Source organism: Sphingomonas sp. GW821-FHT03E12, from assembly GCF_059420685.1.
On record NZ_JBWKUF010000008.1, the window covers coordinates 1 to 15,406 of the forward strand.

Annotated in this window: 15 protein-coding genes; 3 read left to right on the forward strand and 12 right to left on the reverse strand. The window is 64.4% G+C overall.

All coding sequences use genetic code 11. The features are described from left to right. The 3 genes from AC07TU_RS19710 to AC07TU_RS19720 all read right to left on the reverse strand — a co-directional run. The coding region (locus tag AC07TU_RS19710; RefSeq protein WP_495189641.1) for an acetyl-coenzyme A synthetase N-terminal domain-containing protein at positions 1 to 194 on the reverse strand (194 nt) is incomplete at its 3' end. Between the two features lie 75 nt (positions 195 to 269). Next, on the reverse strand, positions 270 to 1,553 hold the full coding sequence (locus AC07TU_RS19715) for an alkaline phosphatase family protein (protein WP_495189642.1): 1,284 nt from the start codon (positions 1,551 to 1,553) through the stop codon (positions 270 to 272). A gap of 42 nt (positions 1,554 to 1,595) precedes the next feature. After that, positions 1,596 to 4,832, reverse strand: coding sequence for a TonB-dependent receptor plug domain-containing protein (locus AC07TU_RS19720; protein ID WP_495189643.1), 3,237 nt, complete (start codon positions 4,830 to 4,832; stop codon positions 1,596 to 1,598). A gap of 191 nt (positions 4,833 to 5,023) precedes the next feature. On the opposite strand from AC07TU_RS19720, the gene AC07TU_RS19725 reads away from it, so the two are divergent. Next, complete coding sequence (locus AC07TU_RS19725; protein ID WP_495189644.1) at positions 5,024 to 5,908, forward strand: LysR substrate-binding domain-containing protein; 885 nt, start codon at positions 5,024 to 5,026, stop codon at positions 5,906 to 5,908. Between the two features lie 46 nt (positions 5,909 to 5,954). On the opposite strand, the gene AC07TU_RS19730 is transcribed toward AC07TU_RS19725, so the two are convergent. The 4 genes from AC07TU_RS19730 to AC07TU_RS19745 all read right to left on the reverse strand — a co-directional run bounded on the left by AC07TU_RS19730 (position 5,955) and on the right by AC07TU_RS19745 (position 11,183). After that, on the reverse strand, positions 5,955 to 7,259 hold the full coding sequence (locus tag AC07TU_RS19730; protein WP_495189645.1) for an MFS transporter: 1,305 nt from the start codon (positions 7,257 to 7,259) through the stop codon (positions 5,955 to 5,957). Positions 7,260 to 7,329: 70 nt separating this feature from the next. After that, positions 7,330 to 8,784, reverse strand: coding sequence for a phosphonoacetaldehyde dehydrogenase (phnY, locus tag AC07TU_RS19735; protein ID WP_495189646.1), 1,455 nt, complete (start codon positions 8,782 to 8,784; stop codon positions 7,330 to 7,332). Positions 8,785 to 8,786: 2 nt separating this feature from the next. Then, positions 8,787 to 10,037 carry a phosphonoacetate hydrolase gene (gene phnA / locus AC07TU_RS19740; protein ID WP_495189647.1) on the reverse strand — a complete coding sequence of 417 codons (1,251 nt, stop codon included), beginning with the start codon at positions 10,035 to 10,037 and terminating at the stop codon, positions 8,787 to 8,789. A gap of 12 nt (positions 10,038 to 10,049) precedes the next feature. After that, entirely contained in the window at positions 10,050 to 11,183 is a 1,134-nt protein-coding gene (locus tag AC07TU_RS19745) for a phosphonoacetaldehyde reductase (RefSeq protein ID WP_495189648.1), read from the reverse strand. Positions 11,184 to 11,261: 78 nt separating this feature from the next. Between AC07TU_RS19745 and AC07TU_RS19750 the strand changes: the two genes are divergently transcribed. After that, entirely contained in the window at positions 11,262 to 12,137 is an 876-nt protein-coding gene (locus AC07TU_RS19750) for a LysR substrate-binding domain-containing protein (RefSeq protein WP_495189649.1), read from the forward strand. A gap of 30 nt (positions 12,138 to 12,167) precedes the next feature. Here the strand turns inward: AC07TU_RS19750 and AC07TU_RS19755 are convergent, their stop codons facing one another. Next, on the reverse strand, positions 12,168 to 12,611 hold the full coding sequence (locus tag AC07TU_RS19755; protein WP_495189650.1) for a DUF6916 family protein: 444 nt from the start codon (positions 12,609 to 12,611) through the stop codon (positions 12,168 to 12,170). 203 nt (positions 12,612 to 12,814) lie between these two features. Between AC07TU_RS19755 and AC07TU_RS19760 the strand changes: the two genes are divergently transcribed. Then, on the forward strand, positions 12,815 to 13,114 hold the full coding sequence (locus AC07TU_RS19760) for a DUF6916 family protein (protein WP_495189651.1): 300 nt from the start codon (positions 12,815 to 12,817) through the stop codon (positions 13,112 to 13,114). Here AC07TU_RS19760 and AC07TU_RS19765 read toward each other — a convergent pair. From AC07TU_RS19765 to AC07TU_RS19780, 4 genes are read right to left on the reverse strand one after another with little or no spacing between them, the layout of a single operon-like run. Beyond that, the gene (locus AC07TU_RS19765) at positions 13,111 to 13,626 is read right to left on the reverse strand and encodes a GNAT family N-acetyltransferase (protein ID WP_495189652.1); all 516 of its coding nucleotides are present in this window, start codon (positions 13,624 to 13,626) and stop codon (positions 13,111 to 13,113) included. The two genes, AC07TU_RS19760 and AC07TU_RS19765, sit on opposite strands and share 4 nt — an antisense overlap. Positions 13,627 to 13,642: 16 nt before the next feature. Then, entirely contained in the window at positions 13,643 to 14,170 is a 528-nt protein-coding gene (locus AC07TU_RS19770) for a phage tail protein (RefSeq protein ID WP_495189653.1), read from the reverse strand. Positions 14,171 to 14,182: 12 nt separating this feature from the next. Further along, a complete protein-coding gene (locus AC07TU_RS19775; RefSeq protein WP_495189654.1) occupies positions 14,183 to 14,698 on the reverse strand; it encodes a phage tail protein in 516 nt (171 codons plus the stop codon). A 12-nt stretch (positions 14,699 to 14,710) separates the two neighbouring features. Beyond that, complete coding sequence (locus tag AC07TU_RS19780) at positions 14,711 to 15,229, reverse strand: phage tail protein (RefSeq protein WP_495189655.1); 519 nt, start codon at positions 15,227 to 15,229, stop codon at positions 14,711 to 14,713. Positions 15,230 to 15,406: the final 177 nt, after the last annotated feature.

Consider the following 15,406-nt stretch of genomic DNA (forward strand, 5'->3'; position numbering starts at 1 on the left):
ATCCGGAAATCACCCTCGTCGAACGACCAGTCTCCAGCCAGCTCAGGTCGCTTCACCCAGTCCAACCGGCGCGACTGGTCCAGCCAGAAGCTGTCGGGCTGCGATATCGATATCTCATAGATCGCTGCACGCGCTGCCGCTCCGACGATCGCAGTTTCTTTCCATTCTGCCGCGACCGGATAGATTTCGGACACGCGCTTCTCCCTGTATTTTACCGCCACCGTGCAGCATCGCTGGCACGGCGGCGGCCCCCAGATTGTTCGCAATTATCAGCGTACCGGCAGCGGCGGTGCCTTCGCGGCTGGAAGCGCGATCTTGAGCTCTCCCGCCAGCGTGGGCGCGATCTGGCGCATGTCGATGGTTCCAAGGTCCTTGCCTGCGGCGATCCCCGGACCCGTGATGAAGAAGGACGAATGCATGTCCGGCCGGATCGCACGGGTCGAGAAGGCACCGTGGGCGCCGCCCTTGGACTTCTTCACCAGCGTGCCGGACATCGAATTGCCCATCCGGTAGCCGGGCTTGAACGCGACGATATAGGCGGCGCCCGGCGGCAGGCCGCGGTTCGCATAGTCTTCCCGCGCATAGATCTTCTCGATCCCGTTCGCCGGATCGGCGGCGAGCTTCTGAAGATAGGCGAGGGCTTCGGCGCGGACCTGCTGGTCCTTCGGATTCTCGAACACGATCATCGCCGAGCCGCCAACATACCAGGCAAAGGCCTTCCACGACGTGACCACCCGTTCCTCGCCTTCGCCGGTCAGCTTGATGAAGCCCGCCTCGGCCAGTCCGGCATTGAGGTTCACCTGATGCGTCACCGTATCGAAACCGTGGTCGGAGACGACCGCGACAACTGAGTCCGGGAAGGCCTTGCGGTGCGCTGCGACGACCCGGCCGATCTGGGTGTCGATCCGCTCGAGCGCGGCATTCCCTTCGGCACTGAACGGGCCATGTTCATGCTGGGCATGGTCACCCGCCACGAAATGGACCGTGAGGAGATCCGGGCGTTCCTGCTCGATCAGCGCGATCGCATCGTCCGCGATCTTCACGTCGTCCTCGTCATTGCCCTCGACCAGGTTGAAGTCGATGTCGTGCGCTTTCTTCGTCACCGGCCAGAAGATGCTGGCGGTCCGCAGCTTCGCCTTCTTCGCCGCGCCCCAAAGCGTCTGCGCCTTGATCTCCGCATAGGCACTGTAGCTCTTGGGTAGCTTCGCCGTCGCCGCGAAGGGGCGGTTGTTGTAGATGCCGTGTTCAAGCGGCAGCAGCCCGGTCACCAGGGTCGTGTGATTGGGGTTGGTGACGGTGGGGTTCACATTGATCACCTGCTGCGCATAGCTGCCTTCCTTGAGGAAGCTGCGCAGCACCGGGAGCTTGAGCTGGTGCTTGTCCGCCTCAAGCACCGTGTCCGGGCGCATGCCGTCGACCGAGATCAGCAGCACTGGATGACGCGCCTGCGCCTCCGCTTGCTGGGTGCCGGGCTGTGCCGTCGCCGGTCCCGCGGGGAGGCCGGCGATCGTGGCTGCCGCGATCGTGACCAGAAGAATGCGCCGTCGCTTCATCATTGACTCCAATTGATCTGGCGGGCTGGACGGGCGGGCCGGTTAGAAGCGGTGCTCCAGCCGGACCTTGAACTGGCGGCCGCGCGGGTTGACCGTGCCGACGAAGAAGCCCTCGTCCTCATCCGCGACCGGCGGCCAGGCGTCGAACAGATTGTTGACGCCGAAGGTGAGGCGGGTGTCCTTGTCCCGGCCAAAGGCGTGGGTGACGCGCACATTGTGCAGCACCGCGGGCTTCACGCGCATATAATAGCGATTGATGCCGTTGTCGTTGAACACGGTGATGGTCTTGGGCTTGCCCAGCGCCTCGTAGATCGCCTGGGTGGTCGAGGCCGAACTGTCGGCATAGGCGCCGAAATAGCTGGTGAACCAGTTGATCGACCAGCGGCCGCTCTTCCAGCCTAGCGAGAAATTGCCCTTCCATTTGGGGCGGCGGTTCTTGCCGAGTTCGTCGGTGACGATGCCGTCGTCGGCGAGCTCTTCGTCGCGCTTGAGATAGTTGGTCGCCTCGGCCTTGAGCGTGAACTGGCCGAGACCGAAGTCGGGCACGCGCCAGTTGAGCGCAAAGTCGATGCCCTCGAGCTTGCGCGAGCCGAGGTTGATATAGTCGTTGATCAGGCTGGTGATCTCACCGACCGTGGCGCGCTTGGTGGCGTTGGTCGGCTGGGCAGCGTTGTAGGCGGCGAAGGCGGCGATGTCGGCCGCGGTCGGCGCGCGGCGGGTGACGCGGCTGTTGCCGGCATAGCCCGGCGTGCCCGAACCGAGGTTGATCTGACCGATCGGCGTGCCCGAAGCGAGCGCTGCCTGCGTCGCGAGGTCGAGCAGCAGTTCGTCGGTCGCCAGCACCTCGGCATTGCCCAGCGCGGTGATCGCGTCGCGCTGGTAGAGGTTCCAGTAATCGACCGTCACCGACAGGCCGCGGATCCCCGGCACGTCGAGCACCAGGCCAGCACCGAAATTCTTCGCACGCTCGGGATTCAGCCGGTCATTGCCCTGGCGGAAGGTGCGGCGCGGCGCATTGTCGTCGGCCGCCGAATTGGTGACCTGCGACCGGTAGGGGTCCTCGGTATAGTTCACGCGCAACAACGGCGTGGTGTTTGTCTGTGCCAGGTTCGGCGCGCGGAAGGATTCATTGTAGGAGGTGCGCAGCTTGAGCCAGGGCGTCGGCGCCCAGAGCAGGCTGAACTTGGGCGTGGTGCTCGACCCATGGATCGAGAACCGCTCGTGCCGGACCGCGGCGCTCAGCTCAAGATGCTGGAACGCGAAGAAGGCATTGTCGCGAGTGACGATCGGGAGTGCGATTTCGGCATAGCCGGCCTGGATGTTCTGCCGGGCGTGGATGTCCGAATTGGGGCTCATCGCGATGAAGTCGTTGTCGTCCTCGCGCAGATACGGGAAATAGGCGCCCGACCCCGGCGGGTTGAGGCCGGCGAACGGCGCTTTCCACGCGTCATAGCGTTCCCAGCGCGCCTCGGCGCCCGCCGCCACCTGGATCCGCCCGCCGCCGAATGGCAGCTTCCACAGCTCGCCCGCTATCTTGGCGTCCCAGACGACGATCTGCGTTTTGCCGAAGCGGTTGTCGGTATCGTACATCGGTTCGGTGACCGACGATGGATTGACATAGGGCTGGTCGACGACGACGCGGTTGTTCACCACCTTGAAGGTGGTGGGGAAGGGGTTGTAGGCGGTCGCGTCGGTGCGGTTGAGCGCCATGCGCAGCAGCGATTCACGATAGATGTTGGATTCGGTCTCGTGGCTGTATGCGCCCGAGACGAGCACGCCTGTCTCCCACGACCAGTTGCTCCCGAACTCGCCCCGCGCACCGGCGAGCGCGCGGTAGAAGCTCGAATTCACCTGGATGTAGCGGTCCTTGGTGCCGGGCGGGATCAAGCCGGAGACGATGGTGACGTCGGCCGGTGTGCCGAGGATGCGCGGGGTGCCGTCGGGATTGGGCGCGCCGGTCGGATGGTAGAAGCGGCTGCCGAACGGGTTGTAGGGGTTGGAGGCCGGGACATAGAGCCCGGGCTCGTTGACGTTCTGCATGTTCGCGGATTCGCGTTGGCTGTTCGCGCGCGAGCCCGAATAGAGGACGTCGCCGAACAGCGTGACCTTGTCGCTCAGCTCATGCTCGATGAACGCTGCGGCGTTGATGCGCTTGAGTGCGGGCACCAGGGTGCGGTGCGGCAGGCGGTTGTCGTAATATTCGTCCTCGGGGCTGCCAAGGTTGCGCGAGGGCGCGGTCTGCTTGAAGTTCACCGCGCCGTCGGCGCCGGGATAGAGGAAGAAGGTCCCGTCGGTCGCGACGGTGGCAACGCCGCCGGTCGGTGCGGTCGAGGTCGAGATGCCGCGATTGCCGTCCGGGCGCCCGCCGTTGAAAGTCACATAGTCGGACTGGATGAAGCCGCGACGATACTGGCCGTAATGGGTGATCGTGCTGCCGTTATCGAGATCGTTGTCGAGCGAGAAATTGGTGCCCGTCGCGGGATTGACGATCGGCAGGCCGTTCCATGGCGCGGGCAGCTCGCGCGTGCGGCGCAGGTCGGACTGGCTGCCCCATTTTCGATCGCCGAACATCAGCTTGGTGCGATCGAAATAGTCGAGCGAGATGCCGAGCGAGGTCCGGCTGCCGAGCTGGAAGGTCTTGGCGGCGGTGATTCGGAATTCGTCCGCGCCGCCGCCATCGGCGATCGCGCTTTCGATTGCGATGCGGCCGCGTTCCTTGCCCGGGTTGATGATGTTGTTGATCACGCCGGCGGCGGCATCGGCGCCGTAGATGGCGGAGGCGCCGTCGCGCAGCACCTCGACCCGAGAGATCAGTGCGGTGGGAATGACGTTGGCGTTGGCCGAGAGCGACGGCACACCCTGGTCGGTACCGGTGAGCGGATGCGGCGCCATGCGGCGGCCGTTGACGAGCAGCAAGGTGCTGCCCGCGCCGATGCCGCGAAGATCGGGGGAGGAAACGTCGCCGCGCGCGCCCTGCGACGCGATCGTGCCTTCGTTGATTTCGGGCGGGGCTGCCGAGGGCAGCGTCTCGTAGAGGTCGGCGCCGGTCGAGCCGCCGCGCAGGTCGATCTCCGACTGGTCGATGACCGTGACCGGCAATGCGCCTTCCTGTGCCTGGCGGAGGTTGGAGCCGGTGACGACGACTTCTCGGGTGTCTTCTTCCTGGGCCGGTGCCTCAAGATCCGCAGGCTGATCAACGGTTTGCGCATGCGCGCCCGCCGTCGCGGCCAGAGCGGCGAGAATCGCGGTGCCGCAACGAATCGAATGACGAATTGCCATTTGTCCCCTCCTGTAATCTCGACAAATTCAGCCCGGTAGGAGCGTCATCTCCCTGCCGCTTGGGCGTGGGAATTGGCGGGCTCCAGCGTCCTGCTTCGTCGATGTTTCTAGGAAGCTAGCATGGCTCATTTATGTCGAAATAGACGTGCATTACCGATATATCGAACGAGAATTTCGATGGATGGAACTGCATGACCCTGATCCAGCTTCGCGCCTTCGTAGCCGTCGCCCGCTACAATGGCTTCACAGCCGCGGCGCGCGCGCTCAACATGAGCCAGACCACGATCACCTCGCAGATCCAGGCACTCGAAGAAGAACACGGCATCCGCCTGTTCGAACGGCGGGGCCGTCGAATCGAGCTGACCGAGATCGGGCGCGAGTTCCTCGACCTGGCGCGCCGGATGACGGGGCTGGAGGACGATGCAGGGATGATGCTGAAGGACAGCGCGCAGATGCGCAGCGGGTCGCTCAAGATCGGCGCGGTCAGCCCCTTCCACGTCATCGAGATGATCGAGACGTACAATGCCAGCTACCCTGAGGTGTTTCTGTCGATGGCACTGGGCAATTCCGAATCGGTGCTGCGCGAGCTCGCCAGCTATGGCTGCGATGTCGGGATCATGGCGCGCGACACCGATGACGACCGCTACCATGTGCAGCATTATGCCAGCTATCCGGTGATCGCCTTCGTCCGCCGCGACCATCGGCTGGCCGCGCTCAAGACGATCGAGCTGACCAGCTTGGCCGAAGAGAAACTGTTGATGCGCGAGCGGGGATCGACCACGCGCCGGGCCTTGGAGGACGGGTTCGCGACGATCGGCGCCGCGCCGCGCGTGGCGATGGAGATCGGCAGCCGCGAGGCGATCCGCGAGGCGGTGATCCGCGGGCTGGGGATCGGGACGGTGTCGGAATCCGAGTATATCCCCGACGAGCAGCTCCACCCGCTGCCGATCGCGGGCTCACCCGTCCTGACCCATATCTATGTCTGCTGCCTGCGCGAGCGGCGGCGCAGCCGGATCATCGCGTCGTTCTTCGAAACCTTGCGAGCGACCAAGGCTGGACGCGCGGCCCGGGCCTGAGCCGGAGGGGCGAACCGGGCCGGGAAACCCGGTCCGCCCGGGCGGTTCATCGGCGGATGAACATCGCCACTGTCGCGCTGGCGGCGCTGGCCGCGGCGACGATCAGGAACACCAGCGACGTGTCGTGGTGCGTATCCATGAACCCGCCGATCAGCGGCTCGCCCAGCCCGGCGAAGAGATAGGCGAAGAAGTTCATGATCCCGACCGCGGTACCCGACCGCTTGTTGCCGACCAGATCGGGGCAGAGCGCCCAGAACGAAGATTGCGGGCCGTAGACGAAGAAGCCGCACAGGAAGAGTGTGGCGAGGCCGAGATACACTTGGCTGGTCGGGATGGTGTACATGAACAGCGAGGTGATCGTCGCGAGCACCATGTAGAGGACGATCGCAAGATAGCGCTTCGACCCGAAGACATTGTCCGACACCCAGCCATTGGTCGCCGCGCCGATCGCCATGCCGACGGGAAGCGCGACCGCAATCCATTGCGGATCGATGAAGCTGTTCGCTGGGGCCGCGTCGCCGCTGCCGCCCAGGAAATGCACCGGCACCCAGACGATCAGGCCGTAGCGCGCGGCATTCTGGAACCCGATGGCGAGGCCACCCAGCAGCAGCCGCCAGTTGGAGAGCACCGCCTTGTAGCGCTGCCATGACCCTTCATCATCCGCTACCGCAGCATCGGCCGCACTGTCGTCGGCATCGTCATGCGGAGACGGGAAGCCCAGATCCTCGGGACGCTCGCGCGCGATGAAGTAGAAGGAGATGCCGCCGACCAGCATCAGCAGCACGGGCAGACGGAAGATCCAGCGCCAGTCCAGCGCGAGCGTGTGGACGACGATGATTGAGGTGACGAACGACAGCACCGACGCCATGCCGGCCGCGAAGACGTAGAAGCCGAAGATCTTGCCGCGTTCGTGCTTACCGAACCAGTTGGACAACAACCGGCTGCCCGGTGCCCAGCCCAAGGCTTGGAAATAGCCGTTGAGCCCCCACAGCGCGCCGAGGCTGACGACGCCGGTTGCGAAGCTCGCCGCCCAGTTGGCGATGCACGATAGGATCGCGCCGGCGCTCATCACGCGGCGGCCGCCGAACTTATCGCCGATATTGCCGTTGATCGCCTGTCCGATGGCATAGCACCACAGCAATGCGGCGCTCACCCAGCCCAACGTCTCCTTCGACACGCCGAACTCGGCCTGGATGCCGGGGATGGCGAAGCCGAAGGTCTGCCGGCCCGTATAGAAGAACAGGTAGCAGAACATCGCGGCGAGCAGCATGCGCCGCTGGGCGCTGCGGAATCCCGGCTTCTCGCCGGTCGAAACCTGGCCAGCCATGCCGCCTTGTTGAACATAGTTCATACGCATCCCTCCGGTGGCATTGCCACAGCGCACTATTATTATCGTTTTATTACAATATCTTGGCTGATCGTCAGACGCTCCAGGGCATCGACCAGGTGCGCACGTTGGTGAAGCCCTTCATCGCCTCGACCACGCCTTCCTTGTCGCCGAGCCCGGAGTCCTTGATCCCGCCGAACGGCGACATCTCGATCCGGTAGCCGGGGACTTCCCAGATATTGACCGTGCCGACCTCAAGCTCGGCGACGAAACGTTCGACATAGTCGAGACGGTTGGTGCAGACGCCTGATGACAGGCCGTATGCGGTCGAATTCGAGATGCGGATGACTTCGGAGATGTCGTTCGGACAGCGGATGATCGGGATCACGGGGCCGAACGTCTCCTCGAACACCAGCTCGCAATCGGCGGGGACATGATCGACCACGGTGGGGGCGAACAACGCGCCCTTGCGTGCTTCGCCATGAAGCACGTCCGCACCGCGCGCGACCGCGTCGTTGACGCGGCTTTCGAACAGGATCGCCGAGCGCTCGTTGATGACCGTACCGACATCGGTGGACGGGTCCATCGGGTCGCCGCTCTTGAGCTTCTTTGCCTTCTCGACGACCAGCTTCGAGAAGTCGTCGGCGATCGCCTCAACCGCCAGGATGCGCTTGACCGCGGTGCAGCGCTGGCCCGAATTCTTGGTCGCGCCCGCCACCGCCAGCTCGGCCGCCTTGTCGAGATCGGCGTCCTCCATCACGATCAGCGGATCGTTGCCGCCAAGCTCAAGCACCTTGCGCTTGTAGCCCGCGGTATGGGCGATGTGTTTGCCGACGCGGACCGATCCGGTGAAGGTCACCAGGTCCGCATCGGGATCGGTGATCATCGCGTCGCCCATGGTCGATGGATTGCCGGTGACGACCGACAGCATCTCGGGCGGAAGCCCCGCCTCGTACAGTACGTCGGCCAGTGCGAGCGCAGTGAGCGGGGTCAGCTCGGTCGGCTTGAGCACCACGCGGTTGTTGGTCGCGATCGCCGGGGCGAGCTTGTGGCTGACCATGTTGAGCGGGTGGTTGAACGGCGTGATCGCCGACACCACGCCGAGCAGCGGCACGCGCGTCGTGAAGATCTTGCGCGGCTTGCCCATCGGCGAGATGTCGCAGGCATAGATCTCGCCATCGTCCTTGATCGTCAGCTGCGCCGCGAACGACCAGACGTCATAGGCGCGGCTCGCCTCGTACAGCCCGTCCTTCCAGCACAGGCCTGTCTCCGCGACGATCAGCCGGGCGAACTTCTCGCGCCGCTCGCGCAGCAGTTCGGCGGTGCGCTGCAGGATCTGCTGGCGCTCGTAACGGGTCAGCGCGGGCTTGAACGCCTTGGCAGCCTGGAAAGCCTCGCGGACATGCTCTGGTCGGGCCATCGGGACGGTTCCGACCAGCGACCCGTCATAGGGATTGCGGACCTCGATCACCTCGTCGGTCTGGACGAGCTTGCCGGCGATCCGCATCGATTCGAGGCGGACCGGCTGGATATTCGCGTTGGCGTTCATGGTCAGCGCACCAGGTTGAGAGCGACGTCGAAGGCGTCGAAGTTGCGGAGGACGCGGCCGGGCTCGATGTCGGTCACGCGGTTCGAGATCAGCGGCACGGTCTGTTCGGTAAGGCCGCCATGGCTGCGCAGCGGTTCGGTGAGGCCCGAGAAATCGTGCCGCGCGGCGGTGGTGCCGAGCACCTTGTTCTTGCCGCACAGGATAACGACGTCGCCGATCCGGTCGATCGGCAGTTCGAAGCGCTCACTCGCTTCCGAAGCCCCGATCGCGACGGTGATGCCATCGACCGCGTTCGCGGCGTCGATGACCGGCTGGACCTTGTCCGCATCGACATAGACCGTCGCGAACGAACCGAGTGCGCCGTGATGCGCGACATAGGGATCAGTGATCGGCAGGATCACGCGAGCCACCCCGGCACCGAGCGCCGCGTCGAGCACATCCTGAAGATAGATGACGTCGGGCTGCTGGTTGGCGTCGTGCTTGTCGTTCATGCCGTGATCGGCGGTGATGACGATGGTGCAGCCGCGCGCGTCGAGCTCGCCGATATAGCGGTCGAACATCGCGTAGAAGCTGTTGGCCGCCGACGCTCCCGGTGCCGACTTGTGCTGCACATAGTCGGTGGTCGACAGGTACATGAGGTCGGGGCGGAAGGTGTCGACCAGCTTGACGCCCGCCGCGAAGATGAATTCCGACAGGTCGGCGGAATAGACGCTGGGCAGGGGCAGGCCGACGAAATCGAGCACGTCCTCGATGCCGTTGTCGGCCTTGGTCGCCTGATCCGCCTTTTCGGAGGAGAAGGCGATCGCGGTGCCGCTGGCGAAGTCCAGCCCCTTGCCGAGCAAGGTGCGCAGCTTGTCCTTGGCGGTGACCACCGCGATCTTGAGGCCGGCCTGTTGCGCGGTGGCGAAGATCGTGGGGACGCGCAGGAACTTCGCGTCGTTCATCATCACTTCGATGCCCGCTTCGCGGTCATAGAAGAAATTGCCCGAGATGCCGTGGACGGCGGGCGGGCGGCCCGTGACGATCGAGAGATTGTTGGGATTGGTGAAGGTCGGGACCACCGACAGCGCCGTCCTGTTGGTCCCGGTCTTGAGTACGCGCTCGAGGTTCGGGGCAAGGCCCGCTTCGATCGCGGCCTCGATATAGCCCGGTTCCGAACCGTCGAGGCAGACGACCACGACCGGACGATCCGGGCGTTTGTAGGTGCGGCCATTGACGGACAGGTCGGTCGCGATGGGCGTGGAAATGTTCATTGGGACTTCTCCTCAGGCGGCGCTGGCCAGAAAGGCTTCGCGGGTGCCGATGAAATTGCGTCCGCGCTCTCCGGCGAGCGCGTCGTCGATCGCGGCGAGCCAGTTCTCCCTGGTCACGCCATAGTCGGTTGCGTCGGTCGAAATGCCGAGCCGGTTGAGCAATGCTTCGAGCCGGTCGGCGCCGGCAGCGAGATCCGCCCCGAAGATCTGCTTGAGCGCGCGGTCGCACTCTGCATTCTGGCCGATCACGCTGCGCATCACTGCGGGCAGGCTGAACGAACAGGCTATGCCGTGCACGGTGCCGTGGTGCAGCGTGAGGTAGTAGGAAAGCGAGTGCGCCAGCGCGGTCTTGGTGTTCGAAAAGGCAAGGCCTGCGAACAGGCTTGCCCGCGCCACGCGGGTGCGCAGATCGAGATTGCCGAGATCGTCGACCAGCTTGGGGAGCGCGTCGAGCAGCTCGGTCGCAGCGAACACGGCGTGGTTGGCCGAGACCGGGTTGGCGTTGACGTTCCAGATGCTCTCGAGCGCATGCGACAGCGCGTCGAGGCCGGTTGCCAGCGTCAGCCCGCGCGGCACGCCGAGCGAGGTCGTGGGGTCGAGGATCGCGTGCTCAGGATACAGGTCCGGGCGGTTGAGCGAATATTTCTTGCGGGCATCGGTGTCCCAGATCGTCGCCCAGCTCGTTACCTCGCTGCCGGTGCCGAAGGTGGTGGGCACTGCAATGATCGGCAGCGCCTGTACCGCATCCGCGCCGGTTCGGCCTTCGAGGAAATCCTGGACGTTCGCGAAGTCGCCGTTCGAAACGGCCAGCGCCTTGGCTGAATCGATCACCGATCCGCCGCCAAAGGCGACGATCACCTGGGGTGGCGTGACCGCGGCACCGAAGGTACGGCAGGCGACGCGCAGGCCGTTGAAGCTGGGATTAGCTTCGATGTCGCGCACAACGACCGCGGGCGCGCCGACCCCGGCGGTGATCGCCGCGGCCATCTCATCGAAATAGGGGTGGTCGTTATAGGTGACGAGGCAATAGCTGCGGCCCGCGACCTTCGCGCGGATCGCCGCCACGGCGTCCTCGCAAAGCGTCACTTCAACCGGGTTTGCGTATTTCCACGCTGCGGCCATCTGCTCGGTCCCCTCCGTCTGCATTTTGCTGTGCGACGCTTGAAGACGAAGGACGGCCGAGTATCAAATTGATAGTTTGGTGATCATCTATATAAAAAAGCTATGAGATACACCCAGCTCCGATCGTTCCACGCGGTGGCCGAAGCCGAAAGCGTCACCGCTGCCGCGAACCAGCTCAATGTCAGCCAGCCGACGCTGACCACGCAGATCCGCCAGCTGGAGGAGGAATATTCGGTCGAACTGTTCGTCCGGACCGGCCGGCGCGTGCGGCTGACCGATGCCGGGCGCCAGTTGCAACAGATCACGCGGCGGATGCTGGCCGACGAAGCCGATGCCCGCCACTTCCTGGCCGAGAGCCGCGAGCTGCGGACCGGGCATCTGCGTGTCAGTGCGGTCGGCCCGTTCCACGCGACCGAGATGCTCGTCGCATTCCATGCGCGCTACCCGCAGATCGATATCTCGGTGTCGATCGGTAACTCCAACGCGGTGCTGCGCAACCTGCTGGATTTCCAGGCAGACGTCGCGGTGCTCGCCTATGTCGAGAATGACGAACGGCTCTGGCTCTCGCAGTACAGCCAGGATGCGATCGTCGTGTTCGGGCGCCGCGATCATCCGCTGTTCGCCGCCGATCGCGACGGGGTGCGCATCGCCGAGCTTCACGGCCAGCCGATGGTCGCGCGCGAACATGGCTCGAACACCCGCCGCGCCAGCGATGAGGCGCTGGCCAGGGCGCATGTCCAGCCGAAGATCGTCATGGAGATCGGCAGCCGCGAGGCCGTGCGCGAGGCGGTGGCAAGTGGAGTCGGGTTCGGCTTCGTCTCAAGCGCCGAATATATCGGTGACGAGCGCATCCGTGCGCTGCCCGTCGTCGATGCGGAAATCTTCAACTATGCGCATATCGTATGCCGGCGGGACCGGCTGCAGTCGCGGTTGATCTCTGCGTTTCTCGAGGTGACCGGCGGACTGCGGGGCGCTTGAGCGCGCGGGGCGCATGCCCCGCGCGGATGCTCAGTTGAGCAGTGCGGAGATCATGCCTCTGCCCTGAAGCTCGCCCGGCATGCCAAGGAAGAGTTCGAAACTTCCCTTGGTGGCATGCGAGAGCTGGTAGGTCGCGCCGCCCGCCGGCACCTGACGCAGATCCATCTGAAAATTGGCGTAGAAGGGCTGTTGCCGTGCCAGGCTCACCGGCCGGGTCGGATCGGCGATCCGTTCCAGACTGGCGAGTACCGCTGCCACCTTGCCGGTTGGCGTGGAGATCTGGAACGAGGTGCCGACCAGCTTGTCCCACTCGCCTGCTTCCGAGGCGATGAGCGGCGGGCCAGCCGGGGTGGCGCCCGTGGCGGGTGCGGTGACACTGCCAGGTGCGCCGCCGCCGCCACAGCCTGCAACACCGGCGCCGGCCACGATGACCAGTCCCCCAACCACGAACCGACGACGTGAGCTGTCAGTCATTGTTTCGTACTTTTCAAATGGCCAGACCGGAATACGGCGATTGCGTACGGCCTTTCCCCCAATATGGACCTTTATCATCTGCTTTGCCGGACTGCATCCCATGAATCGTTATGGTTGCGGTTCAACGCGGGATTGGCTCCACGGGTCTGGTCTGCCTATAGCGGGATTGCCGCGCGCTGGGTGCGGCTGGGGAAGGTTGCACAATGGCGGCGGATGCGGTTCGGGGGCTGACGCTTGGCGATTTCGAGGGGCGCATCGGCGCCGAGTTCGCGATCGAAACGGAAGTCGGCACGCAGACGCTCGAACTCGTCGCCGCCGAATCCATGCCGCAATCGACCCGTCCCGAGGGCGGGTTCAGGCTCGAATTCGCGGGGCCGTCTGAGCCCCGGCTGCCGCAGTCGATCTATCGTTTCGTGATCGACGGCACCGCGCACGACATCTTCATCGTTGCGACCGGCTACCGGCCCCAGGGCGGGATACGATACGAAGCGATCTTTTTCTAGGCCGTTCCGGCTGCGCTGGGCGTTCCATATTCCATCAGCTCGTACACGCCCTTGTCCTCGGTCACCACGAAGCCGAGACGGTGATAGAGGCGCCGTGCCGGATTGAATTTCTCGACATGGATCGAGACGCCTTTGGCCTGGCCGCCGGCCCATGCGATGATGTCGCGCAGGACGGCCCCGCCGATTCCCTGGCCGCGCGCGGCCGGCACCAGCGATATATCGACGATGCGCAATTCCAGCGGCCAGACATCGACATAGAGGCGGCCGATCGGGGCGTCGTCGCGCTCGAGGATCAGCCGCTCGGCATTCGGGTAGTAGGTCTGATAATGGTGATGCTGCGCGCGATGCTGCTGCGTGAGGAAGGTCTTCTTCTCAGCTTCAGGCCAGCCGCTCAGCGCAAGCTCCGTATCGCGCGTCGACAGATAGAGCGCTTCGATGAAATCGAAGTCCCCGTCCGTATAGGGGCGATAGGCGAGCGCATGGGGCGCGGCGGTACGAAGGGGCGGCGGCATGGCGTTTCGGGTGACGTCAGCTGCGCGGCGGGAACACGCCCTGCAACGCGATGCAGAAATAGAAGGTCAGATAGGGCTGCATGTTGTTGTGCGGTGCGCTGCCGCCAGCGGGGGAGAGCGCCTGGGGCGACATGGTGACCAGATTGGCGTTGGTCGTGCTCTGGTAAAGCGATCCGCCAGTCGAGGTCGAGAGCGTGACGCCATTGGAGAGCGTGCCCTGGGTAGCGTCCTCCACCGAACTGCGCAGCGTGTGCGAATGGTTCGGGATTTCCGACTCGAGCAGCGTGACGTTTTCACTGCCGCCGGTCTCGCCCAGAGAGTGCAGCGAGAGTCCGGGGCCCTGGCCTGGATGCATCGGCGCGCGGCCCTGCATGTCAGGCAGCGAGAAATTGCTCTTGCCGTTGCCGCCATAGGTGGTGCCAAGCAGCGAAAAGAGCGCCGTGTTCTGCGAGAGCGGCAGCAACTGGCCGTCGCACCACGCCCAGCCCCTGGGCGCGAAGTTGAACGGGAAGATGCGGATCTCGGCGACGAAGGGATCGGCCATGGTGCGTTCCTGTCAGTTCTGGCTCGGAAAGATGCCGAACAGCGAGATGATGTAGTTCAGGCAGAGATAGGGCTGGAAATTGGTATGCGGCTGGTTGCCGCCGACCGCGGTGATCGCCGTGGCGGCCATCGCGGTGTCCGGCGCCTCGCCTGAATAGAGTTTCACCAGCGTCGAACTGGCGAGCACGTTGTTCTTTGGGTTCGTCTGCGACCCGTTGCCCGATGCGCCCAGCATGGGATGCGAATGGGAGGGGATCTGGCTGATCGACAGCGTCACTTCCTCGGTGCCGCCGGTCTCGGCGATCATGTAGGTGGAGCCGCCGCTCGTGCCCTGATGCAGGGGCAGCCGTCCGCGCAGATCGGGCAGCCCGAAGGTGCTCTGGCCGTCGCCACCGTAGGTGGTACCGATCAGCTGGAATAGCGTCTCGTTCTCCGAGATCGGCAGAAGCTGTCCCTCACAGAACATCCATCCCGCCGGAGCGAAGTTTCCGGCGAAAATGCGAAGCTCGCCGACATAAGGTTGTGCCATCGGGGCCTCTCCTCAGTTCGGGGACGGGAAAATGCCCGCAAGGGCAATGCAATAGGTCAGCGTCAGAAAGGGCTGCATGTTCTGATGCGCCTGGCTGCCACCATTGTTCGCGACCGTCCCGGGATTGAGTGCGACCGCCGCGGGCGTGAAGCCGGGCGAATAGGGATTGCCGGGTTCGGTCGCGAGCACATAGCCGGTGCCGCCGAAATTGGGGTTCGTCGCATTGCCCGTCGAATTGGAGGACTGCAGCAGGTGCACATGGGTAGGTATTTCGCTGATGCTGAGCGTATGCGCTGCCTCACCGCCCCGCTGGCCGAGGAAAAAGCCGCCGCCGACATGGATCGGCACGCGGCCGCGCAGATCGGGCAGCGCAAAGGTCGTCTGGCCATTGCCGCCATAGGTGGTGCCCAGCAGCGAGAACAGCGCCTGATTCTGGTTGATCGGCAGGAACTGGCCGTTGCACATCGCCCAGTCCTTTGGCGCGAAGTTGAACGACATCAGTCGGATTTCCGACAGGAATGGATTCGCCATCGCCGTATTCCCCCAAAGTGCCCCAATTCAAATCGTAGCCGAAACGGGCAGGGCTGACTATAGTGCTTGGGGCCAGACCGCCCGGTTTCGGAGCGATCACCCGTCGCTCATTTATGTGCATCCGTGCGTAAGTCACTGCCGCCTTGAGACAATGGCGCTGGAATGATAATCGTTGGT

Coding starts and splice junctions, on each gene's coding strand:
- AC07TU_RS19715 (WP_495189642.1), bottom strand. CDS start 1,553: ATGAAGCGACGGCGCATTCTTCTGGTCACGATCGCGGCAGCCACGATC.
- AC07TU_RS19720 (WP_495189643.1), bottom strand. CDS start 4,832: ATGGCAATTCGTCATTCGATTCGTTGCGGCACCGCGATTCTCGCCGCT.
- AC07TU_RS19725 (WP_495189644.1), top strand. CDS start 5,024: ATGACCCTGATCCAGCTTCGCGCCTTCGTAGCCGTCGCCCGCTACAAT.
- AC07TU_RS19730 (WP_495189645.1), bottom strand. CDS start 7,259: ATGAACTATGTTCAACAAGGCGGCATGGCTGGCCAGGTTTCGACCGGC.
- phnY (WP_495189646.1), bottom strand. CDS start 8,784: ATGAACGCCAACGCGAATATCCAGCCGGTCCGCCTCGAATCGATGCGG.
- phnA (WP_495189647.1), bottom strand. CDS start 10,037: ATGAACATTTCCACGCCCATCGCGACCGACCTGTCCGTCAATGGCCGC.
- AC07TU_RS19745 (WP_495189648.1), bottom strand. CDS start 11,183: ATGCAGACGGAGGGGACCGAGCAGATGGCCGCAGCGTGGAAATACGCA.
- AC07TU_RS19750 (WP_495189649.1), top strand. CDS start 11,262: ATGAGATACACCCAGCTCCGATCGTTCCACGCGGTGGCCGAAGCCGAA.
- AC07TU_RS19755 (WP_495189650.1), bottom strand. CDS start 12,611: ATGACTGACAGCTCACGTCGTCGGTTCGTGGTTGGGGGACTGGTCATC.
- AC07TU_RS19760 (WP_495189651.1), top strand. CDS start 12,815: ATGGCGGCGGATGCGGTTCGGGGGCTGACGCTTGGCGATTTCGAGGGG.
- AC07TU_RS19765 (WP_495189652.1), bottom strand. CDS start 13,626: ATGCCGCCGCCCCTTCGTACCGCCGCGCCCCATGCGCTCGCCTATCGC.
- AC07TU_RS19770 (WP_495189653.1), bottom strand. CDS start 14,170: ATGGCCGATCCCTTCGTCGCCGAGATCCGCATCTTCCCGTTCAACTTC.
- AC07TU_RS19775 (WP_495189654.1), bottom strand. CDS start 14,698: ATGGCACAACCTTATGTCGGCGAGCTTCGCATTTTCGCCGGAAACTTC.
- AC07TU_RS19780 (WP_495189655.1), bottom strand. CDS start 15,229: ATGGCGAATCCATTCCTGTCGGAAATCCGACTGATGTCGTTCAACTTC.